This window comes from Micromonospora sp. LZ37, from assembly GCF_059359015.1.
The window spans coordinates 1-21,804 of sequence record NZ_JCADBL010000018.1; the positions used below are offsets into that span (position 1 = coordinate 1).

The 21,804-nt window shown below is 73.4% G+C and carries 16 protein-coding genes and 1 rRNA gene; 12 read left to right on the forward strand and 5 right to left on the reverse strand.

Annotated features, from left to right (window positions below; genetic code table 11):
- Positions 1–75, forward strand: a 5S ribosomal RNA gene (gene rrf, locus AC5L3Z_RS28010); the annotation flags it as partial.
- A gap of 448 nt (positions 76–523) precedes the next feature.
- Here rrf and AC5L3Z_RS28015 read toward each other — a convergent pair.
- Positions 524–1,207 carry a hypothetical protein gene (locus AC5L3Z_RS28015; protein WP_494846237.1) on the reverse strand — a complete coding sequence of 228 codons (684 nt, stop codon included), beginning with the start codon at positions 1,205–1,207 and terminating at the stop codon, positions 524–526.
- Positions 1,208–1,276: 69 nt separating this feature from the next.
- Here AC5L3Z_RS28015 and AC5L3Z_RS28020 point away from each other — a divergent pair, with 69 nt between their 5' ends.
- The 3 genes from AC5L3Z_RS28020 to AC5L3Z_RS28030 are packed head-to-tail and all read left to right on the forward strand — an operon-like array spanning position 1,277 to position 5,642.
- The gene (locus tag AC5L3Z_RS28020) at positions 1,277–3,895 is read left to right on the forward strand and encodes a valine--tRNA ligase (RefSeq protein ID WP_494846238.1); all 2,619 of its coding nucleotides are present in this window, start codon (positions 1,277–1,279) and stop codon (positions 3,893–3,895) included.
- The gene (locus tag AC5L3Z_RS28025) at positions 3,892–5,226 is read left to right on the forward strand and encodes a bifunctional folylpolyglutamate synthase/dihydrofolate synthase (protein WP_494846240.1); all 1,335 of its coding nucleotides are present in this window, start codon (positions 3,892–3,894) and stop codon (positions 5,224–5,226) included. The genes AC5L3Z_RS28020 and AC5L3Z_RS28025 overlap by 4 nt, the downstream gene beginning before the upstream one ends.
- Entirely contained in the window at positions 5,223–5,642 is a 420-nt protein-coding gene (locus AC5L3Z_RS28030; RefSeq protein ID WP_494846241.1) for a DUF4233 domain-containing protein, read from the forward strand. Before AC5L3Z_RS28025 ends, AC5L3Z_RS28030 begins: the two co-directional genes overlap by 4 nt.
- A gap of 54 nt (positions 5,643–5,696) precedes the next feature.
- Here AC5L3Z_RS28030 and AC5L3Z_RS28035 read toward each other — a convergent pair whose 3' ends face one another.
- Entirely contained in the window at positions 5,697–7,007 is a 1,311-nt protein-coding gene (locus tag AC5L3Z_RS28035; protein ID WP_494846242.1) for a VOC family protein, read from the reverse strand.
- Between the two features lie 142 nt (positions 7,008–7,149).
- Between AC5L3Z_RS28035 and ndk the strand changes: the two genes are divergently transcribed.
- Positions 7,150–7,575 carry a nucleoside-diphosphate kinase gene (gene ndk / locus AC5L3Z_RS28040; RefSeq protein ID WP_494846244.1) on the forward strand — a complete coding sequence of 142 codons (426 nt, stop codon included), beginning with the start codon at positions 7,150–7,152 and terminating at the stop codon, positions 7,573–7,575.
- Between the two features lie 47 nt (positions 7,576–7,622).
- Here ndk and sigJ read toward each other — a convergent pair whose 3' ends face one another.
- Positions 7,623–8,504 carry an RNA polymerase sigma factor SigJ gene (gene sigJ, locus AC5L3Z_RS28045; RefSeq protein ID WP_494846245.1) on the reverse strand — a complete coding sequence of 294 codons (882 nt, stop codon included), beginning with the start codon at positions 8,502–8,504 and terminating at the stop codon, positions 7,623–7,625.
- Positions 8,501–8,941, reverse strand: a complete 441-nt coding sequence (locus tag AC5L3Z_RS28050) for a carboxymuconolactone decarboxylase family protein (protein ID WP_494846247.1) — start codon at positions 8,939–8,941, stop codon at positions 8,501–8,503. Before AC5L3Z_RS28050 ends, sigJ begins: the two co-directional genes overlap by 4 nt.
- 389 nt (positions 8,942–9,330) lie before the next feature.
- Here AC5L3Z_RS28050 and ileS point away from each other — a divergent pair, with 389 nt between their 5' ends.
- Together ileS and AC5L3Z_RS28060 are read left to right on the forward strand one after the other, a co-directional pair.
- Positions 9,331–12,477 (forward strand): isoleucine--tRNA ligase, encoded by a 3,147-nt coding sequence (ileS, locus tag AC5L3Z_RS28055; RefSeq protein ID WP_494846248.1) that lies wholly within the window; start codon positions 9,331–9,333, stop codon positions 12,475–12,477.
- A gap of 166 nt (positions 12,478–12,643) precedes the next feature.
- Entirely contained in the window at positions 12,644–13,333 is a 690-nt protein-coding gene (locus tag AC5L3Z_RS28060) for a lysophospholipid acyltransferase family protein (RefSeq protein WP_334533293.1), read from the forward strand.
- 21 nt (positions 13,334–13,354) lie between these two features.
- On the opposite strand, the gene AC5L3Z_RS28065 is transcribed toward AC5L3Z_RS28060, so the two are convergent.
- Entirely contained in the window at positions 13,355–14,965 is a 1,611-nt protein-coding gene (locus AC5L3Z_RS28065) for a hypothetical protein (RefSeq protein WP_494846250.1), read from the reverse strand.
- A gap of 215 nt (positions 14,966–15,180) precedes the next feature.
- On the opposite strand from AC5L3Z_RS28065, the gene AC5L3Z_RS28070 reads away from it, so the two are divergent.
- The 5 genes from AC5L3Z_RS28070 to AC5L3Z_RS28090 all read left to right on the forward strand — a co-directional run bounded on the left by AC5L3Z_RS28070 (position 15,181) and on the right by AC5L3Z_RS28090 (position 21,740).
- A complete protein-coding gene (locus tag AC5L3Z_RS28070) occupies positions 15,181–17,175 on the forward strand; it encodes a TIGR03960 family B12-binding radical SAM protein (protein ID WP_494846252.1) in 1,995 nt (664 codons plus the stop codon).
- 237 nt (positions 17,176–17,412) lie between these two features.
- Positions 17,413–17,856: a DUF2563 family protein gene (locus tag AC5L3Z_RS28075; RefSeq protein ID WP_494846253.1), complete on the forward strand. Its 444-nt coding sequence runs from the start codon at positions 17,413–17,415 to the stop codon at positions 17,854–17,856.
- A gap of 11 nt (positions 17,857–17,867) precedes the next feature.
- The gene (locus AC5L3Z_RS28080; protein ID WP_494846254.1) at positions 17,868–19,358 is read left to right on the forward strand and encodes a hypothetical protein; all 1,491 of its coding nucleotides are present in this window, start codon (positions 17,868–17,870) and stop codon (positions 19,356–19,358) included.
- A 10-nt stretch (positions 19,359–19,368) separates the two neighbouring features.
- Positions 19,369–20,772: a type VII secretion-associated serine protease mycosin gene (gene mycP, locus AC5L3Z_RS28085; protein ID WP_494846256.1), complete on the forward strand. Its 1,404-nt coding sequence runs from the start codon at positions 19,369–19,371 to the stop codon at positions 20,770–20,772.
- A 248-nt stretch (positions 20,773–21,020) separates the two neighbouring features.
- Positions 21,021–21,740: a TIGR03936 family radical SAM-associated protein gene (locus AC5L3Z_RS28090; protein ID WP_494846318.1), complete on the forward strand. Its 720-nt coding sequence runs from the start codon at positions 21,021–21,023 to the stop codon at positions 21,738–21,740.
- Positions 21,741–21,804 lie beyond the last annotated feature (64 nt).

The window sequence follows — 21,804 nt, forward strand, 5'->3', positions numbered from 1 at the left end:
AACCCGGAAGCTAAGCCCTCCAGCGCCGATGGTACTGCACTCGGGAGGGTGTGGGAGAGTAGGACGCCGCCGGACAACCATTCCATTCAGGCCCACCCCGCAAGGGGTGGGCCTGAATGCGTTCCACCACCACATCGTTCCCTGAACAGGTCCGCAGCACAGCCCAGCCCCGCAGCACAGCCAACCCCCGCAGAGCCGCGGAGCCGCGGAGCCGGGGAAGCTGTGCTGGGAGCTGCGGAGAGGCATGGAAGGGGGCGCCGGCATCGGCCGGCCCGCTCAACCCGACGCCCCCGGCCTCGACGTCCCCCGGGCCCGCGCGCCCCGCGCCACGTGCCCTGCGGCCTGGGCCCCTGCTCCGATTGCGTCGATCATGCAGTTGTGGTGGTGGCGAAAGCCGCCAACGTCAACGGATCGCCCACCACAACTGCTCGATCAACACGGCAGCCGCAGCCGCAGCCGCAGCGGGAGCCGCAGCGGGAGCCGCGGCGAGAGGGTCGTTGAGCCGTCGCCTCGGCCGGAGACGTCAGTCGCGGGTCTGGACGACGTCGCGGATGTCCCGGAAGAGCTGCCCGGCGTCGTCCACCGACCGGTTCGGGAACATGGCCATCGCCACGCTGCCGTGGTCGGCCCAGCCGCACACCGCGAAGTCGCCGCCGTCACCGCTGGTGGTGCCGCACTTCATCACGCCGCCGTGCCCGCCGGCCGGGACGTCGCGTACTCCGGTGACCTTGCCCGTCTCGTCGGCCATCAGGTCGAAGAGGGTGTCCAGGTCCCGCTCCGGCTGCCAGAGCAGGGTGGTGCCGCCGAAGAGCAGCACGACCCGCTTCTCGTCCGCCGGATCGCGGTAGACGGTGCCGAAGCTGCGGTCCAGGTCGATGTCCGCGGCGAACCCGCTGCGCAGGTAGTCGGCGGTGCTCCGGGCCCGCTCGGAGTCGTCCCGTACCAGCCCGGCCACCCGCTCCGGGGCGGCGAGCCGGGTGTCCTTCTGCTGCGCCACCCGCCAGCCGGCCGTACCGAGGGCGGCGGCGCCGGCGAGACCGACGACGAGCGCCACGGCCAGGGCGACCTTCCGCCGGCGGGAGGACCGGGGGCGGCGCTCCGGGTCCTGCTCCGGGTCGGCGCCGCGCAGTCGGATCGGTTCCTCGGTCAGCTCGACCGGTTCGGGGCCTCCGACGAGCTGACGCTCGGTGAGATGTGCGTCGGACATGTCCGCCACCGTACGCGAATGACAGGTGGCGCACGTCAGGTCCGTCGAAGCGCTCCGTAGACTTTCAGGGTGACCGAGAGACTGGATGCCCGACGCCCCGACGCCCCGACCCTTGCCGGCCAGTACCAGCCCGGCGAGGTAGAGCAGCGACGGTACGAGCAGTGGGTAGCCGCCGGCCACTTCCGGGCGTCGGCGGAGAGCGACAAGCCGCCCTTCACCATCGTCATCCCGCCGCCGAACGTCACCGGCTCGCTGCACATGGGCCACGCCTTCGAGCACACGCTGATGGACGCCCTCAACCGGCGCAAGCGGATGCAGGGCTTCGAGGCGCTCTGGCTGCCCGGCATGGACCACGCCGGCATCGCCACCCAGAACCTGGTCGAGCGGCAGCTCGCCACCCAGGGGCTGTCCCGCCACGACCTGGGCCGGGAGAAGTTCGTCGAGCGGGTCTGGCAGTGGAAGGCGGAGTCCGGCGGGGCGATCCTGGGCCAGATGCGCCGCCTCGGCGACGCCGTCGACTGGGACCGTGAGCGCTTCACCATGGACGAGGGCCTCTCCCGGGCCGTGCAGACCATGTTCAAGAAGCTCTTCGACGACGGCCTCATCTACCGGGCCAACCGGATCATCAACTGGTGCCCGCGCTGCCTGACCGCCCTGTCCGACATCGAGGTGGAGCACACCGACGACGACGGTGAGCTGATCTCGATCCGCTACAGCGACGAGGTGGTGGTCGCCACCACCCGGGCCGAGACGATGCTCGGCGACACCGCGGTGGCCGTCCACCCGGACGACCCGCGTTACCGGCACCTGATCGGCACCGAGGTCGCCGTCCCGCTGACCGACCGGCGGATCCCGATCGTCGCCGACGAGCACGTCGACCCGGCCTTCGGCACCGGCATGGTGAAGGTGACCCCGGCGCACGACCCGAACGACTTCGAGATCGGCCAGCGGCACGACCTGCCCGCGCTGACGATCATGGACGAGCGGGGCATCATCACCGCGCACGGGCCCTTCCAGGGCCTGGACCGGTACGAGGCCCGCCCGGCGATCGTCGCCGCGCTGCGCGAGCAGGGCCTGATCGTGGCCGAGAAGCGGCCCTACGTGCACGCGGTGGGGCACTGCTCCCGGTGCAAGACCACCGTCGAGCCGCGGCTGTCGCTGCAGTGGTTCGTCAACACCGCGCCGCTGGCCAAGGCGGCCGGCGACGCGGTCCGCGACGGCCGGGTGAAGATCGAGCCGGCCGAGCTGGCCAAGCGCTACTTCGCCTGGGTCGACAACATGCACGACTGGTGCATCTCCCGGCAGCTCTGGTGGGGCCACCGCATCCCGGTCTGGTACGGCCCGGACGGCGAGATCGTCTGCGTCGGCCCGGACGAGGCGCCGCCGAGCGGCGAGGGCTGGCACCAGGACGAGGACGTCCTCGACACCTGGTTCTCCAGCGGCCTGTGGCCGTTCTCCACCCTCGGCTGGCCGGAGCGCACCCCGGACCTGGCCAAGTTCTACCCGACCAGCGTGCTGGTGACCGGCTACGACATCCTCTTCTTCTGGGTCGCCCGGATGATGATGTTCGGCCTGTACGCGATGGACGGCGTCCAGCCCTTCGACGTGGTGGCGCTGCACGGCATGGTCCGCGACGAGCACGGCAAGAAGATGTCCAAGTCGTTCGGCAACGTCGTCGACCCGCTGGACTGGATCGACCGGTTCGGCGCCGACGCCACCCGCTTCACCCTGGCCCGCGGCGCCAACCCCGGGCAGGACGTGCCGGTGAGCGAGGAGTGGTGCCAGGGCTCCCGCAACTTCTGCAACAAGCTCTGGAACGCCACCCGGTTCGCCCTGATGAACGGCGCGCACACCGACGGGGCGCTGCCGGTCCCCGAGGAGCTGTCGACCGTCGACCGGTGGATCCTGTCCCGGCTGGCGCACGTCACCGCCGAGGTGGACGAGCAGTTCGAGGCGTACGAGTTCGCGAAGGTCTGCGACCTGCTGTACCACTTCGCCTGGGACGACGTCTGCGACTGGTACGTGGAGCTGAGCAAGCCGGTGCTCGCCGAGGGCGGGGCGGCGGCCGACGCCACCCGCCGGGTGCTCGGGCACGTGCTGGACCAGCTGCTGCGGCTGCTGCACCCGGTGATCCCGTTCGTCACCGAGGAGCTGTGGATCGCCCTCACCGGCGGCGAGACCGTCATGACCGCCGCCTGGCCGGTCGCCGACCGTACCCGGATCGACGACGCCGCGGAGGGCGAGGTCGGCACGGTCCAGCGGGTGGTGACCGAGATCCGGCGGTTCCGCTCGGACCAGGGGCTGCGGCCGACCCAGCGGGTCGGGGCGCGCCTCGACGGCCTCGCCGTCGCCGGGATCGCCGCGCACGAGCCGCTGATCCGGTCGCTGGTCCGGCTCGACGCCCCGGGCGGCGACTTCCAGGCCAGCGCCACCCTCGCCATGCCGGGCGAGGTCAGCGTCGCCCTGGACACCCGGGGTTCGATCGACGTGGCCGCCGAGCGGGCCCGACTCACCAAGGACCGCGCGGCGGCCGAGAAGGAGGTCGCGCAGGCCCGGGCGAAGCTCGACAACCCGGCCTTCGTCGGCAAGGCCCCCGAGCCGGTGGTCGCCAAGATCCGTGACCGGCTCGCGGTGGCCGAGGCCGACCTGGTCCGGATCGACGCTGCCCTGGAGGCGCTGCCCTCGTGAGTGACCACACCGAATTCGCCGCCGTCGACGCCGAGCTGACCGGGCGGGGCTTCACCCGCATGGTCTTCGAGCTGGACCGGATCTCCAACCTGCTCGACCTGCTCGGCAGTCCGCAGCGGGCGTACCCGTCGATCCACCTGACCGGGACCAACGGCAAGACCTCGACCGCCCGCATGATCGACTCGTTGCTGCGGGCGTTCGGGCTGCACACCGGGCGGTACACCAGCCCGCACCTGGAGACGGTGCGGGAACGGATCAGCCTGGACGGGCAGGCGGTCAGCGAGGAGCGCTTCGTCGCCACGTACCGCGAGGTGGCGCCGCTGGCCGAGCTGGTCGACCGGAGCTCGTCGGAGCCGCTGACCTACTTCGACATGACCACGGCGCTGGCGTTCGCGACCTTCGCCGACGCGCCGGTCGACGTGGCCGTGGTCGAGGTCGGGCTCGGCGGCGCCGAGGACGCCACCAACGTGCTCCAGGCCGGGGTGGCGGTGCTGACCCCGATCGGCCTGGACCACACCGAGTGGCTCGGCGACACGTTGGAGGACATCGCCCTGCACAAGGCGGGGATCATCCATCCCGGCGCCACGGTGATCTGCGCCGCACAGGACGACGAGGCGGCCCGGCCGATCCTGGAGCGCTGCGTCGAGGTGGGCGCCACCATTGCCCGGGAGGGCACCGAGTTCGGGGTGCTGCGCCGGGCCGTCGCCGTCGGCGGGCAGGTGCTCAGCATCCAGGGCCTCGGCGGGGTCTACGACGAGGTGTTCCTTCCCCTGCACGGCGCCCACCAGGCGCAGAACGCGGCGGTGGCGCTCGCCGCGGTCGAGGCGTTCCTGGGGGCGGGGAACAAGCGGCAGTTGGACGTGGAGACGGTCCGGGAGGGCTTCGCCACGGCCAGCTCGCCGGGGCGGCTGGAGAAGGTCCGCACCGCGCCGACGATCCTGCTCGACGGGGCGCACAACCCGCACGGCATGACCGCGACGGTCACCGCGCTGCAGGAGGAGTTCGCGTTCAGCAAGCTGGTCGGCGTGCTCGCCGTGCTCGCCGACAAGGACGCGGCCAGCCTGCTGGAGCTGCTCGAACCGGTGCTGGACTCGGTGGTGGTCACCGGCAACAGCTCGCCCCGGGCGATGCCCGCCGACGAGCTGGCCGAGCTGGCCCGGGAGGTCTTCGGACCGGAGCGGGTGGAGGTCGCCGAGGAGATGCCGGACGCGATCGAGGCGGCCGTCGCCGAGGCCGAGTCCGACGTGCCGGGTGAGCTGTCCGGGGTCGGCGTGCTGATCACCGGTTCGGTGGTGACCGTGGCCGACGCCCGCCGGCTGCTGAAGCGATGAGCGCCCCGGACGAGGACCGCCCGACCACGGAAGCCGGTCAGCCGGCCCCCGACGGTGCGGAGGGGCCCGCGGGCGGGCGACGCTCCGGGCTGCGCAACCCGACGGCTGCCGTACGGGGGCTGGGGGCGGGCACGCTCGGGCTGGAGGCGCTGGTGCTGCTGCTGGCCATCCAGCCGATCCGGGTGGTCGGCGGCGACCTGAGCGGCGCGGCGATCGCGGTGATCGTCGCGCTGGCGGTGGCCTGCGTGGTGCTCGCCGGCATGATGCGCCGGCCCTGGGCGTGGCACGCCGGCACCGTGGTGCAGGGGCTGCTGCTGCTCTCCGGGCTGCTGCACTGGTCGCTGTTCGGGCTGGGTGTCATCTTCGCCCTGGTGTGGGCGTACGCGCTGCACGTGCGCCGGGTGATCCTCGGCTGAGCGGCGACGCGTCGACGGGAGGGCCCCCGGGTGACCGGCGGCCCTCCCGTCGTCTCAGGCGTCGGCGCGTTCGCGCCACTGGGTGAGGGCGATGCCGTGGCCGTCCGGGTCGCGGAAGGCCGCCGCCCACACCTCCAGCCGGCTGCCCCGGTTGACCACCCGGGGGGCGTAGGTGAAGCGCACCCCGGACTCCTTGAGCCGCCGGTACGCGGCGTCGATGTCGCTCACGTCGAGGTTGACGTGCACCAGCCGGCGGCTCATCGGCGCGGCGCCGGTGACCTCGCGCAGCACCAGCCGGGTGTTGCCGGAGGCGAGCACGGCGTTGCCGGAGCCCCGGTCGACCTCGGTGAAGCCGAGCCGGTCGCGGTAGAAGTCCAGCGACCGGGACAGGTCGGTGACCAGCAGGGTGAGCCCGACCCCGCTGATCGGGGCGGCCGGGTCGTCGGGGTCGCCGTCCGGGGCGGCGGGGCCGGCGGCCGGATCGTAGCCGAAGATCGCCTCGTCCAGCTCGTCCGGGTCGGGCCGCCGCTCGGTGGCCGGGTCGTCCAACGGCACGTCGACCGGGTCGAGGATCGGCGCGTCGAGGCGCTCCTCGGCGGGCGTACGCGGGGACGGGGTGGTGGCCGCCCGGCGGGGCAGCGGGCCGGCCGGCTGCTCGACGAAGGTCCCCTCCAGCACCACCGGGCCGCCGGCGCGCTGGTGCATCACCACCGGTTCACGCTCCTCCGGCAGCACCACCGGCTCGTCGCGCAGCGGGTCGGCCGGCGGCGGGTCACGGAGGTCGTCGCGGAGGTTGTCACGCAGGTCGTCGTGGAAGTCGTCGTCGGCGGTCCGGCCGGCCCACGGCGGGGCCTCCTGCGGGATCAGCACCTCGTCGACCACCGGCTCGGCGCCCGCGTACTCCGGGGGGAGGTCGGCGGCCGCGGCGGCGGTCTCGGCGTGGGTGGGCACGTCGTCCCAGAGCACCCGGACGTGCCGCTGGTCGTCCAAAGCCACCCGGATCGGCAGGGTCTGCCCGAGCGACGGCCACTTCGCCACCGGCACCCGCGGCTCGATGATCTTCTTGGAGCGCGGCGGCAGGCCCGGCGCGTCGATCACCAGTTGCAGCTCGCACCGGCCGAAGGCGTACTGGGTGGGGGGCTCGGAGGCGCTGTGCACGTGCCCGACGCCGACCACCCAGGTGCGCCCGCCACCGCGGACCGTCGCCATGGCGATCGCCAGCACCAGCAGGGCCACCCCGAGGGCCACGATGGCCCAGCTGGTCATGCCCAGCCCGAACAGGACCACGAAGGTGGCCACGGTGCCCAGTACCGCGGCGATCAGCTTGCGTACCGGCGCGATGGTGCGGTTCCCGCCATTCGCCACAGTGGACCTCCCAGGGGTCAGGGCCAGGCTAGGCCGGACCGGCAACCGAGGGAAAGAGCAGCCGCCGCGCCGACGCCGGGACCGGGTCGCTAGGCTGACCGTACCCAGCCGAACCGCCTTCCGCGCACAGGAGGAACCCAGCGTGTCCAGCAGCAGCCCGGATGAGCGCACGCTCGTACTGATCAAGCCCGACGCGGTCCGCCGTGGCCTGGTGGGCGAGATCGTGTCCCGCTTCGAGCGCAAGGGCCTGCGGATCGACGCGATGGTGACCCGGACGTTGGACGGGGACTTCGCCGACCAGCACTACGCCGAGCACGTCGACAAGCCGTTCTACCCGCCGCTGAAGGCGTTCATGACCGGTGGTCCGCTGGTCGCCCTGGTGCTCTCCGGCGACCAGGTGATCGAGGTGGTGCGGGGCATGATCGGCGCCACCGACGGCCGCAAGGCCGCCGCCGGCACCATCCGCGGCGACCTCTCCCTGTCGAACCGGGAGAACCTGGTGCACGCCTCGGACTCCACCGACAGCGCCAAGCGCGAGATCGGCCTCTGGTTCCCCCAGCTGGGCTGAACGTCGCCGGCCCCGACCCCGGACCGGGGTCGGGGCCGTCCGCTGTCTCAGGCGGGCAGCCGGGACAGCTTCGTCGGGTTGCCGACCAGGTAGAACCCGGTGATCCGCCCGTCGGCCGTGGCCACGGTCAGCGCGTAGCGGGCCCCGTCGGACCAGCGGATCAGCAGCGCCGGCTGGCCGTTCAGCTCGGCGGCCGTCGCCGTCAGGGTGCGCGGCCGGGCGTAGATGCCGGCGAAGAACCGGGCGATGCGGTCCGCGCCGTGCACCGGGTTGCGCGCCGCGCGGGCCACGCCGCCGCCGTCGGTCCAGGCGACCGCGTCGCCCGCCACCAGACCGGTCAGTCGGCCCAGGTCCCCTTCGCGAGCGGCGGCCAGGAAGGCGTCCAGCAGCCGCCGCTGCTCGGCGGGGTCGGCGGTGAACCGGCGGCGGTCGTCGGCGATGCGTGCGGCCGCCCGGTGGTGCAACTGCCGGCAGTCGGCCGCCGACCGGTCCAGGATGTCGCCGATCTCGGCGTACGGCATGGCGAACGCGGTGTGCAGCACGTAGACCGCGCGCTCCGGCGGGGTGAGCCGTTCCAGCAGGTGCAGCAGCGCCATCGAGACGGAGTCCCGCAGCTCGACGCTGTCCAGCGGGCCGAACGGCGACGGCTCGGTCGGCACCGGCTCGGGCAGCCACGGCCCGACGTACGTCTCCCGGGCGGCCTGCCGGGCCCGCAGCCGGTCCAGCGCCAGCCGGGTCACCACCCGGGACAGGTAGCGGCGCGGCTCGGCCACCGACTCCCGGTCCACGTCGAGCCAGCGCAGGTACGCCTCCTGGAGCACGTCCTCCGCGTCGTGCACGCTGCCCAGCAGCCGGTACGCCAGCCCGAGCAGCATCGGCCGGTGCGCGGTGAGCGCACCGGCCGCCTGCGCTGCCCCGCTGGTCGTCACACCTCGAGCGGCGGCTGGCTCTGACTGGTCACGGCGATCCGGTTCCACACGTTGATTGTCGCAATCGCGATGATCAGGTCGGCCAGCTCCTTCTCCGACCACACCTTCGCGGCGGCGTCCCACACCTCGTCCGGCACGCCGTGCTGGCCGAGCTGGGTGACCGCGTCGGTCAGCGCCAGCGCGGTCCGCTCCTTCTCGTCGAAGAACGGCGCCTCCCGCCAGGCGGCGACGGCGAAGAGCCGGCGGCTGTCCTCGCCCGCGGCGAGCGCGTCCCGGCTGTGCATGTCCACGCAGAACGAGCAGCCGTTCAGCATCGACGCCCGCAGCTTCACCAGCTCCAGGACGGTGTGGTCGACGTTCGCCTGGGCGTACTTCTCCAGCGCGAACACCGCCCGGTACGCCTCCGGCGCCACCTTCGACATGTCGATCCGGCTCATCTCGGCCTCCCTCAGCAGGTACGGATTCACCCGTACGACGGAACCCGGCGGCGGCGATGTGACGGCCCGGAATGTGACGGTGGTCATGTCGCCGCGCCCCGGGGCGGTGGGAATACTCGGGGGCGATCATCGGCGCCGATCGAGTAGGCTGGTGGCACAGGCGACGACCCGGCCATCACCGGTGAGCCTCCGGAAGAACAGCCGGGTGACCGGCCCAGTAGAACCGGACGGGACGGCCCGTCACAGCCGGCCAACGAGCGGGCGGTCGCACCTCGACCGCCAAGCGGGGTGGTACCGCGGGCCGCTCGGGCGACGCCGTCGAGGCGTACCCGGAGGGCTCGTCCTCGCAGACCACAGATGAGTGAGCTGCGCGAGGAGAGCGACCCCCGATGGCCTATCCGTTGCACGACCCGACCGCCGCCGGTGTCCCGGCGAGCCCGGACCTGCCCGCGGTCGAGCGCCGGGTGCTGGAGCACTGGACGGCCGACAAGACCTTCGAGGCCTCCGTCGAGGCCAGGCCGGCCGGCGAGCAGGGGAAGAACGAGTACGTCTTCTACGACGGCCCGCCGTTCGCCAACGGCCTGCCCCACTACGGCCACCTCTTCACCGGGTACGTCAAGGACGTGGTGCCGCGCTACCAGACCATGCGCGGCCGGCACGTCGAGCGGCGCTTCGGCTGGGACTGCCACGGCCTGCCCGCCGAGGTGGTCGCCGAGAAGCAGCTCGGCATCACCAGCAAGGCGGAGATCCTCGACCTCGGCGTGGCCCGGTTCAACGAGGCCTGCCGCACCTCCGTGCTGGAGTTCACCCAGGACTGGGAGCGGTACATCAACCGGCAGGCCCGCTGGGTCGACTTCGACAACGACTACAAGACCCTCGACCTGGACTACATGGAAAGCGTCATGTGGGCCTTCCGGACCCTGCACGACAAGGGTCTGATCTACGAGGGATTCCGGGTGCTGGCGTACTGCTGGCGCTGCGAGACGCCGCTGTCGAACACCGAGACCCGGATGGACGACGTCTACCGGGACCGGCACGACCCGACGCTGTCGGTCTGGTTCGGTCTCACCCCGGACGAGAACGCGCCGGAGCTGGTCCGCGGGCCGGTGAAGCTGGGCGTCTGGACCACCACGCCGTGGACCCTGCCGTCGAACCTGGCGCTCGCCGTCGGCCCGGACATCGAGTACGCGGTGCTGGAGCGCGACGGGGACCGCTTCGTCGTCGGCGCGGCCCGGCTGGCCGCGTACGCCAAGGAGCTGGACGGTTACGAGCAGGTCGGCACGGTGCGCGGCGCCGACCTGGTCGGCCGCCGGTACACGCCGCTCTACGACTTCCTCGTCGAGCAGGCCGGGGAGAACGCGTACCAGGTGCTCGGGGCGGACTTCGTCACCACCGAGGACGGCACCGGGATCGTCCACCTGGCACCCGCCTTCGGCGAGGACGACCAGAACGTCTGCAACGCCGCCGGCATCCCCACCGTCGTCACCGTGGACGACCACACCCGGTTCACCGCGCTGGTCCCGCCGTACCAGGGCGAGCAGGTCTTCGACGTCAACAAGCCGGTGATCCGGGAGCTCAAGGAGCGGGGGGTGGTGCTCAAGCAGGACACCTACACCCACTCGTACCCGCACTGCTGGCGCTGCGACACCCCGCTGGTCTACAAGGCGGTGTCGTCCTGGTTCGTCGCGGTGACGAAGTTCAAGGACCGGATGGTCGAGCTGAACCAGCAGATCAACTGGACGCCGGGGCACATCAAGGACGGCTCGTTCGGCAAGTGGCTGGCCAACGCCCGGGACTGGTCGATCAGCCGGAACCGGTTCTGGGGCTCGCCGATCCCGGTGTGGAAGTCCGACGACCCGAACTACCCGCGGGTCGACGTGTACGGCTCGCTGGAGCAGATCGAGCAGGACTTCGGCGTACGCCTGACCGACCTGCACCGGCCGGCGGTCGACGACCTGGTCCGCCCCAACCCGGACGACCCTACGGGCGCGTCGATGATGCGCCGGGTTCCGGAGGTGCTGGACTGCTGGTTCGAGTCCGGCTCGATGCCGTTCGCCCAGGTGCACTACCCGTTCGAGAACCGTGACTGGTTCGAGCACCACTACCCGGGCGACTTCATCGTCGAGTACATCGGACAGACCCGCGGCTGGTTCTACACCATGCACGTGCTGGCCACCGCGCTGTTCGACCGGCCGGCGTTCCGCAACTGCCTCAGCCACGGCATCCTGCTCGGCTCGGACGGGCGCAAGATGTCCAAGAGCCTGCGCAACTACCCGGACGTCTACCACGTCTTCGACGCCTACGGCTCCGACGCGATGCGCTGGATGCTGATGTCCTCGCCGGTGCTGCGCGGCGGGGACATGGCGGTCACCGAGGCGGGCATCCGGGACGCCGTCCGGCAGGTGCTGCTGCCACTGTGGAACGTCTGGTACTTCTTCTCGCTCTACGCCAACGCGGACTCGTACCAGGCGCGCCGGCGCACCGACTCGACGCACCTGCTCGACCGGTACGTGCTGGCCAAGACCCGGGAGCTGGTCGAGACGGTCCAGGGGCAGATGGAGGCGTACGACATCTCCGGCGCCTGCGCCACCGTCCGGTCCTACCTGGACGCGCTGACCAACTGGTACGTGCGCCGCTCCCGGGACCGGTTCTGGTCCGGCGACGCGGAGGCGTTCGACACCTTGTGGACGGTGCTGGAGACGCTCTGCCGGGTGGTGGCGCCGCTGGCGCCGCTGACCGCCGAGGAGATCTGGCGCGGCCTCACCGGCGAGCGTTCGGTGCACCTGACCGACTGGCCGTCCGCCGAGGAGTTCCCGGCCGACCACGACCTCGTCGCGGCGATGGACGCCACCCGCGAGGTCTGCTCGGCGGCGCTGTCGCTGCGCAAGGCCAAGGGGCTGCGGGTGCGGCTGCCGCTGGCGAAGCTGACCGTCGCCTCGCCGGCGGCGGACCAGCTGCGTCCCTTCGCCGACCTGGTCGCCGACGAGGTCAACGTGAAGGCCGTCGAGTTCACCGGGGAGGTGTCCGCGTACTGCCAGCAGGTGCTGACCGTGGTGCCCCGGGCCCTCGGCCCGCGGGTGGGCAAGCAGGTCCAGCAGGTCATCAAGGCGGTCAAGGCGGGGGAGTGGGAGCTGGTCGACAGCGCCCCGGTCGCCGCCGGGGTGACCCTCGCCGAGGGCGAGTACGAGCTGCGCCTGGTCGCCGCCGACGCCGAGCACTCCGCGCCGCTGCCCGGCGGTGAGGGTGTGGTGGTGCTGGACACCGAGGTCACCCCGGAGTTGGCCGCCGAGGGGCTCGCCCGGGACGTGGTCCGGGTGGTGCAGCAGGCCCGCCGGGACGCCGACCTGGACGTCTCCGACCGGATCGCGGTGCTGGTGTCGGCCTCGGAGGAGGTGCGCGCGGCGGTGTCGGCGTACACCGACTTCGTGGCCCGGGAGGTGCTGGCCGACACCGTCGGCTTCGCCGCCGACCTCGAGGGCTTCGCCGGCGAGGTCGGCGAGGGCGAACCGGTGACGGTGGCCGTCCGCCGGGTATGAGATGACGGTGTGAGCAGGGGCCCCTGAGCGTCGCCCCGACGCGAAGGGGCCCCCTGCCACCCCCGCTCACCAGTCGGCGGGCGCCATCGCCACCGGCGTCAGGGCAGCGCGCCGGCGTCCGCTACCGTGACACCGCCCGTTTCAGCACGCGACCGCCGGAGGACCAGTGCCCCTGCTCTACACCATCGGCAAGCTCACCGTGGCGCCCGCGCTCCGGTTGGCGTTCCGTCCGACCGTGGAGGGGCTGGAGCACATCCCGGAGACCGGCGGTGCCATCTTCGCCGGCAACCACCTCTCGGTCGCCGACGAGCTCTTCCTCGGCACCGTCGTCCCGCGGCACCTGGCCTTCTGGGCCAAGTCGGAGTACTTCACCGGCACCGGTCCGAAGGGGGCGCTCTCCAAGTTCGTACTCACCGGCCTGGGCGCCATCCCGGTGGAACGGGCGGGTGGCCGCGCGGCGCTCTCCGCGTTCGACGCCGCCATTCCGGCGCTCAAGGGCGGCGACCTCGTCGCGGTCTATCCGGAGGGGACCCGCTCGCCCGACGGCCGGCTCTACCGGGGGCGTACCGGCGCGGCCCGGCTGGCGGTCGCGGCCGGTGTGCCGATCATCCCGGTCGGCATGATCGGCACCGACAAGGCCCAGCCGATCGGCACCCGGGTGCCCCGCCCCGGCCGCGCGAAGATCACCGTGCGGTTCGGCAAGCCGCTCGACTTCACCGGCCGACCCGACGACCGCACCTCGCTGCGGGAGATGACCGACGAGCTGATGGCCGAGATCCAGCGGCTCACCGGCCAGGAGTACGTGCCCCGGTACGCCCCGCGCCGGGGCGAGCAGACCCCCGGCGAGACCGCCTGAGCCGGGAGCCCCTCACGCGGGTCAGGCCTTGCCGGGCGTGATGATCCGGGTCCGCAGGGTGGCCAGCAGCCGGGCGCTGTCGTCGACCGAGAGCCGGGTGAAGACCGCGGTGGCGCTGCTGCCGTGGTCGACCGAGGTGCAGACCACCACGTCGCTGCCGGCCGAGCTGCCCACCGCGCACCACTCGTACCGGCCGCGGACGCCGGTCTCCACCGTCTGGGCCTCGCCGAGCCGGTAGGTCTCCTTCAGCCGGGCCAGCGCGTCGTCCGCGTCCGCCTCGGGGCGGAACCGGAAACCGGTGTCGCCGAAGACGGTGACCCGCTTGCCGTCGGCGGTGGTGTAGACACCGGCGAAGGTGTCCTCGGCGAGCAGGTTCGCCTCGCGTACGTCGGCTTCGAGCTGTTTGACCGTGGCCTTGCTGCGGGTGTCCTCGCGCAGGGTCAGGTCGTCCACCTGGCCCGGCAGCGTGGCGCTGGCCGGGTACTGCTCCCACATCGGCTGACCGAACCAGGCCGGGCAGCCGCAGCAGCAGGCCAGGGTCAGCAGCAGCACCCACGGCCAGCGCCGCCGACGGCGGACGGGCACCGGGACGTACCCCTTGGGGGCCTGCCATCCCGCCGGTGGGGCGACCGGCTCGGGCCGGCCGCGGCGCTGCTTCGGCGCCCGCTTCGGCCTGGCCGGCGGGGGAGGGGACGGCGGGGAGAGCGGCGGCGGCGACACCGGGCGGGCGGCCACCGGCGGCGCCGGGTACGGCTGGGCCGGCGGGGGCGCCGGGTACGGGTTGGCCTGCGGCGGCGGGTACGGGTGGGCCGGTGGTGGCGCCTCGTAGGGCCGGGTCGGTGGCGGCGTCTCGTAGGGGGTGGTCGGCGGCAGCGCCGGGAGGTCGGCCGGGTGCAGGTCCCAGCCGCTGGTGTCGACCCCTTCCCACGGGTCCACCGGCACCTGGTGCTCGGGCGAGCCCACCGGAAGCGGAGGCGGGGCCGGGGTGGGTTCGGCGGACTCGCCCCAGGCGCGCTTGCGCGGCGGCGGTGGCGGTACGGCCGCCGAGCCGCTCCACCGGGGGGCGGGCGGCTCCGGGATCTCCATCCGGGTCGCGTCGGGGCGCGCCTGGACCCGGGTCGGGTCGGGGCGCGCCTCCACCCGGGTCGCGTCGGGGCGTGCCTCCACCCGGGTCGGGTCCGGTCGGTTCGGGGTGGGGACGGCGGCGGCGCCGCGGGCGGGGGTCACCGGCGGGGACGTGGCCGGCGCCGACGGGGCGGCGGCCTCGGGTGGCCCGTCGCCGGCGGTGGCCGGCGGGGTCGGTGCGCCCTCCCCGGCGGTCGATGCGCCGTCCGTCCCGCCCCCGGCGCGGCCCTCGGTCGGCGCGGGGACGTCGCCCACGGGGTCGTCGGTGGGCGCGGGGGCGTCGCCGTCACGGTCGTCGGCGGGCGCGGGGACGTCGCGGTCGCCGTCGTGGGTCGTGGCGGTGCCCGCGGGGGCGGAGCTGCCGCCGTCCTGGTCGGGACGGCCCGGCGTCGGCCCGGCGGGGGAGTCGGTCGGCTCGTCGGTCACCGTCGGCTCCTGGTCCCGCCCCGTCACCGGGGTGCTGCTCCCGTCGGCCGGCCGGTCCGTGCCCGGCTGCGGCTCCGGCATCGCGGCAATCTCCTCTCGCGCCGCTGACGAGGTTAGTACCGGCGTGCCACCACCGGCCAATCCGCCCGGCCCGGCGCTCACGCGCAGCGACCGTCCGGACGGGGCCGGCCCGGGACGGCGGTCGCCGGCAGTCCACCCGGCCTGCCGACGTCGGCCCCGACCGGCCTCGCGGTGCGGCGTCGTGGTCGCCGGGCGAGCGCGTACCCTTGGGCATCATGAGTGCCCCGTCCACGCCGCCGCGCCCCGCCGCGGCCAATTCGATCTGGCCCCGGCTGGAGCCGCTGCTGCCCCAGGTGACCAAGCCCATCCAGTACGTCGGTGGCGAGCTGGGCGCGGTGGTCAAGGACTGGGACGCGGCCATCGTCCGCTGGGCGTTGATGTACCCCGACGCGTACGAGGTCGGCCTGCCCAACCAGGGCGTCCAGATCCTCTACGAGGTGCTCAACGAGCTGCCCGACGTGCTCGCCGAGCGGACCTACGCGGTCTGGCCGGACCTGGAGAAGCTGATGCGCACGCACGACGTGCCGCAGTTCACCGTCGACGCGCACCGCTCGGTGCGCGACTTCGACGTGTTCGGCGTCTCCTTCTCCACCGAGCTGGGCTACACCAACCTGCTCACCGCGATCGACCTGGCCGGCATCCCGATGCTCGCCGCCGACCGCACCGAGGCCGACCCGGTGATCGTGGCCGGCGGTCACGCCGCGTTCAACCCGGAGCCGATCGCCGACTTCGTCGACGCCGCCGTGCTCGGTGACGGCGAGGAGGCCGTCCTGGAGATCACCGCGATCGTCCGGGAGTGGAAGGCCGAGGGCTCCCCGGGCGGCCGGGACGAGCTGCTGCTGCGGCTGGCCCGCACCGAGAGCGTCTACGTGCCGCGCTTCTACGACGTGGACTACCTGCCCGACGGCCGGATCCAGCGGGTCGTGCCGAACCGGGCGGACGTGCCGTTCCGGGTGCACAAGCGCACGACGATGGACCTGGACGCCTGGCCGTACCCGAAGAAGCCGCTGGTCCCGCTCGCCGAGACGGTGCACGAGCGGTACGCGGTGGAGATCTTCCGGGGCTGCACCCGGGGCTGCCGGTTCTGCCAGGCTGGCATGATCACCCGCCCGGTGCGGGAGCGCTCGATCACCACCGTCGGCCAGATGGTCCGCGACGGCCTGGAGTTCTCCGGTTTCCACGAGGTGGGCCTGCTGTCGCTGTCGTCGGCCGACCACTCCGAGATCGGCGACATGTGCTCCGGCCTCGCCCAGCAGTACGAGGGCACCAACGTCTCGCTCTCACTGCCCTCGACCCGGGTCGACGCGTTCAACATCGACCTGGCCCAGGAGCTGTCCCGCAACGGTCGGCGCACCGGTCTGACCTTCGCCCCGGAGGGCGGGTCGGAGCGGATCCGCAAGGTCATCAACAAGATGGTGTCGAAGGAAGACCTGATCCGCACCGTCGTCACCGCGTACACCAACGGGTGGCGGCAGGTGAAGCTCTACTTCATGTGCGGCCTGCCCACCGAGACCGACGAGGACGTCCTCGAGATCGCCGACATGGCGCACGAGGTGATCCGGGCGGGTCGGGCGGCGACCGGCTCCAAGGACATCCGCTGCACCGTCTCCATCGGCGGTTTCGTGCCCAAGCCGCACACCCCGTTCCAGTGGGCGGAGATGGCGCGCCCCGAGGTGATCGACCACCGGCTCAGGCTGCTCAAGCAGGCGATCAACTCGGACCGCTCGCTGGGCCGGGCGATCGGCTTCCGCTACCACGACGGCGAGCCGTCGCTGATCGAGGGCCTGCTCAGCCGGGGCGACCGCCGGGTCGGCGCGGTGATCCGCAAGGTCTGGGAGAACGGCGGCCGGTTCGACGGCTGGAGCGAGCACTTCTCGTACCAGCGCTGGGTCGAGGCCGCCGCCGAGGTGCTGCCGACCTTCGGCGTCGACCTGGACTGGTACACCACCCGGGAGCGCGACGAGCTGGAGGTCCTGCCCTGGGACCACCTCGACTCGGGCCTGGACAAGGACTGGCTCTGGCAGGACTGGCAGGACTCGCTCTCGGAGTACGAGCAGGACGACTGCCGGTGGACCCCGTGCTTCGACTGCGGCGTCTGCCCGTCGATGGACACCGAGATCCAGATCGGCCCCACCGGCAAGAAGCTCCTCCCGCTCACCCCGCTGGGCGGCAACGGCCTGAAGGTGCCGGCGGGCGACCGCTCCGCGTAGCCGCGGGTGGCGACGGACGCCACCCTCCACGATCGACAGCCGCCCACCGGGTCCCCGCCCGGTGGGCGGCCGCGTTGTCGGCAGTGGAGAGTCCTCGCGCCGCCCCGGCCGCAGCGTCGACATCGACGAGCGTTGTCCGCGGTGTCACGCCGGGTGGGGCTGCCCGGACTTGGCGTCACTCGATACGCTGCCTCCGAGATGGACCGATCCGACGGGTCGGCGACGGGGAGGAAGCGCATGGGCGACATCAGGCCACCGGACACGGGTGATCTCACCGTCAGCGTGGCGGACCTGGACGCCGCCGCCGCCTACGTCGAGCGCCTGAAGCAGTACGTCGACGACACCATCGGCTACCAGATGCAGCGCATCCAGGAGCGGATGAAGGGCGACGGCGCAGCGGCCGGGGCGCCCGGGGCGAACGGCACGCCGTTCGGCGGCTTCGAGGACGCCCGGTTGCAGTGGCAGGCGCTGGTCCGGTCGACCGCGCACATGGAGTCGCACATCCAGCAGCTCTCCCAGAAGCTCAGCGCGCTCAAGCAGGGCACCGAGGACATCGCCAAGGCGTTCCGGGACGTCGAGGAGCGCAACGCGGCCAACGGCGCGCAGATCGAGCGGCTGCTGGAGTCGGCCGCACCGCCTCCGCCGGCCGGCTCGCCGCCGACCTACCCGTACACCGCCTGAGGGGGACGAGCATGGCAGGGACCTGGGAGCGCTGCGTCCGCGAGGTGACGCTGACCGCCGACCCGGAGACGGTCAGCGACGTGGGCAACGGGTGGAACGGCCTGGCCAGCGCCCTGAACCACCTCCGCGACGCGTTGACCGGGCGGTCGATGGTCGGCCCGATCGCGCCGGGCACCGAGCGGCCGCAGGTCGGCGGCCTCAGCGGCCTGCTCGGCGGCTGGCAGGGCGGCGGCGGCGACGCGTACCGGGAGCACCTCGACAAGCTCGGCCGGGAGATCCAGGAGCTGGCCACCCACGCGAGCACGGTGAGCGGCGCGCTGCACCGGATCTCCGGGGACATCAGCAGGTCGATCGCGAGCATCCCGATCCCGATGATGGACGACTTCGGCCTGAACGAGTGGAGCCTGCCCGGCGGCACCGAGCTGGACGACAGCGGCGACGGGGAGAACGCGGCCGGTTTCCTGGCGGCGCTGCGCGCCGACTACGCCGGCAACCCCGCCCTCTACGAGGACGGGGCGTTCCGGGCGAAGGCCGACGAGCTCGAGGCGACCATGAAGGTCGACGGCCGGGCCGCCGACAACGAGCGGGGTGGCTGGTGGGACACCAAGTCCCACCTGGACAACTGGTACCGGGACAACCAGAACGCGGCCAACACCGCGATGTCGCCGCTGCCCCAGGCGGTCATGGACGAGCGACCCAAGCTGGTCGTCCCCCAGCCGGACGGTACCGGCATGCACCATGAGCGGGACCGGGAGCAGCCGCGCGGGCTGCCGGACGGGACCGGCTCCGGGATCGGGTCCGGCGCGGGCGGCGGGGGCGGCGGCGGGGCGTCGATCGGCAGCATGCCGGGAGCAGGCGGGCTGGAGGGCGGGCGCGGTCCGTCGTCCGGTGGGCCGTCCTCCGGTGGGCTCGGGTCGTTCGACCCGCCGTCCACCGGCGGGCCGGGCGGCGCGGGCTCCTACTCCCCGCCGACCACCGGGGCCGGTTACGCCGACTACCCGACCGGTGACGAGGACTACCAGTCCGGTCTGGCCGGTGCCGGTGGTGGCGTCGGCGTGGGCGGCGTGGGCGGCGGCTACGGCGGTGGCCCGGGCGGCGGCGGACTCGGTGGTGGGCTCGGCGGCGCCGGTGGCGGCTTCGGCGGCGGCTCGGCCGGGGTCGGCTCGGCCGGTGGGCTCGGCGGCGGTGGCCTCGGGGCCGGCGCCGGCGTCGGGATGGCCGGCGTGCCCGGCATGGTCGGCGGGGGCAACGGCAAGGTGCCGCCGATGACCAGTGCGGCCAGCGCCCTGCGCAACGCGACCGGGGCCGGTGCCGGTGCCGGGGCCGGTGGCCTCCGCGGCGGTGCCGGCGGCGCGGGAATGATGGGTGGTGCCGGCATGATGGGCGGTGGACCCGGCGCGGGCGGGCGCGGTGGCGGGGGCGGCGAGCACTCGTCGTGGTTGACTGAGGACGACGATCCGTGGGGCACGGACGACGGTGCCTCCCCCGGCATCCTGCGTTGAGGACGGACGCGTGAAGGTGGACATCCGCACACTTCGGCCGGTCCCGGCCGCCCTGCTCGCCGTGCTCATGGTGGTCGGGGTCGCCGCGCCGGCGGGCGCCGCGCCCCGGCGGGCCGAGCAGTGGTACCTCGACTCGCTGCGGATCGAGGAGGTCCACCGGCAGTCGACCGGCCGGGGTGTGGTGGTGGCCGTGGTGGACACCGGCGTCGACCCCCGGCATCCCGACCTGGCCGGTCAGGTCCTGCCCGGCTTCGGCACCGCCGGCGTGAGCGGCGACAGCCGCGACGAGGATGGGCACGGCACCCACCTGGCCGGCATCATCGCCGCCCGCAAGGCCGGACCCGACGGGGTGCTTGGGATCGCTCCGGGGGCGAAGATCCTCCCGGTGAAGGCCACCGGAGACGCCGCGAAGGTCACCGACTCCGCGGGCGCCATGGCCATCCGGATGGCGGCGGACCGCGGCGCGAAGGTGATCAACCTGGCGTTCGGCGGTGTCGGCACCGCCTCGCCGGATGTGGTCGAGGCGATCCGGTACGCCCTCGGGCGGGACGCCGTGGTGGTCGCCTCCGCGGGCAACACCGCGCTGGGCGAGCGAGAGGTGATCTCCCCGGCGAACGTTCCCGGGGTGATCGCGGTGACCGGGACCAACCGGCGGGGGTCGTTCTGGTCCGGCTCGGTCCAGGGCGCCGAGGCGGTCGTCGCCGCCCCCGGCGAGCGGATCCTCAACGCCGACATCCCGCTCTCCGGGAGCACCCCCTACTCGTACGGCAACGGCACCTCCGACTCGGCGGCGATCGTCTCCGGGGTGGCCGCGCTGATCCGCGCGAAGTACCCGGAGCTCGACGCCGCGAACGTGATCAACCGGATCATCCGGACCGCCCGGGACGCCGGGGCGCCCGGCCGCGACCCGCAGTACGGCTTCGGCGTGGTGAACCCGCTGGCCGCGCTCACCCAGGGGGTGCCCAGCGTCGGTGCCAACCCGCTGCTGGGGCCCGGCGCGGCGGCGGAGCCGTCCGTCGAGGCGGCCGAGGAGGGCGAGTTCGACGTCACGCAGTACGGCGACCGGGGCGGCCCGACCGACCAGCAGGTCATGATCATCGGCATCGGCATCGCGGTGCTGCTCGTCCTGCTCCTGGTGACCGTGGTGTGGCTGGTGCTGCGCCGGCGGGCCCGGCGCAGGGCGCGCGGCACGCCGCCCGGTCCGTACCCGCCGGGCATGGCGCCCGGCCAGGGTCCGCCCTCCGTGCACCGCGCCGACCAGGCCGTCCCGCCGGTGCCGGCCGGTCACGGCCCACCCGCCCCCGGTGGGTACGGCGTTCCACCCGGCACGCCGGGCGGGTACGCCCCGCCGGCGCAGCCCGGCCCCGGGCAGCCGCCGCCGGGTCACCGCCCGCCGGGCGGTTCCTCGTCCTGACCCCGTGGCCGGTTCCGCCTGACCTCCGCGTCGCCGGGCCGGCCATCGCGGTGACCCCGACGCCGTGACCCGACCGCGGTGTCCCGATCCGGAGCGCCCGCACGGTCACTTCCGGCCGCCCCGGCTGCGGGGCGGCCGGAGCGCTGCGCCAGGATGGGTCGGACACGCAGGCAGAATCCGAGGAGCACACGATCGCCAGAAAGCCTCAACCGGAGGGCGGCCAGGCGCCGGTCGTCCAGCGGGTCCGGATCCGGTACGCCAAGCGGGGCCCGTTGCGGTTCACCTCACACCGGGACTTCGCCCGGGCCTTCGAGCGCGCGCTGCGCCGCGCCGCCGTACCGGTCGCCTTCTCGCAGGGCTTCACCCCGCACCCCAAGATCTCCTACGCCAGCGCGGCCCCGACCGGTGTCGCCAGCGAGGCGGAGTACCTGGAGGTCGGTCTCCAGGCGCCGGTCGACCCGGACCAGCTGCGCGCCGCGCTGGACGCCGCGCTCTCGCCGGGTCTCGACGTGGTGGACGTGGTGGTCGCCACCGGGGGCAGCCTCGCCGACCGGATCGAGGCGTCGCACTGGCGGATCGAGCTGCCCGAGGTCGACCGGGACGTCCTGGACCGGGCGGTTTCCGCCTTCGTGGCCGCGAACGAGGTGCAGGTCGAGCGGATGACCAAGCAGGGGCGACGGACCTTCGACGCCCGGGCTGCCGTCATCAGCATCGATGTGCTGCCGACGCCGGAGACGCCTTCCGGGGAGCCGGACGTGTCGTGTGCGATACTCGAACTGGTCGTGCGGCAGGTCACCCCGTCCGTACGGCCCGATGACGTCCTTTCCGGCCTCCGCGTGGTGGCCGACCTGGAGCCGCCGGTCTCACCCAGGGTGATCCGGCTGGCGCAGGGCACGCTGACCGCGCAGGGCGCGATCGTGGATCCGCTCGACGCGGACCGCGACGGGACAGCCATCGGAGAGCGCTGACCCCACGGTCAGTGTTCTGGCAGGCAGACTTCGGCGGTCGCGTACCTCACGCGCCCGGCGGAAA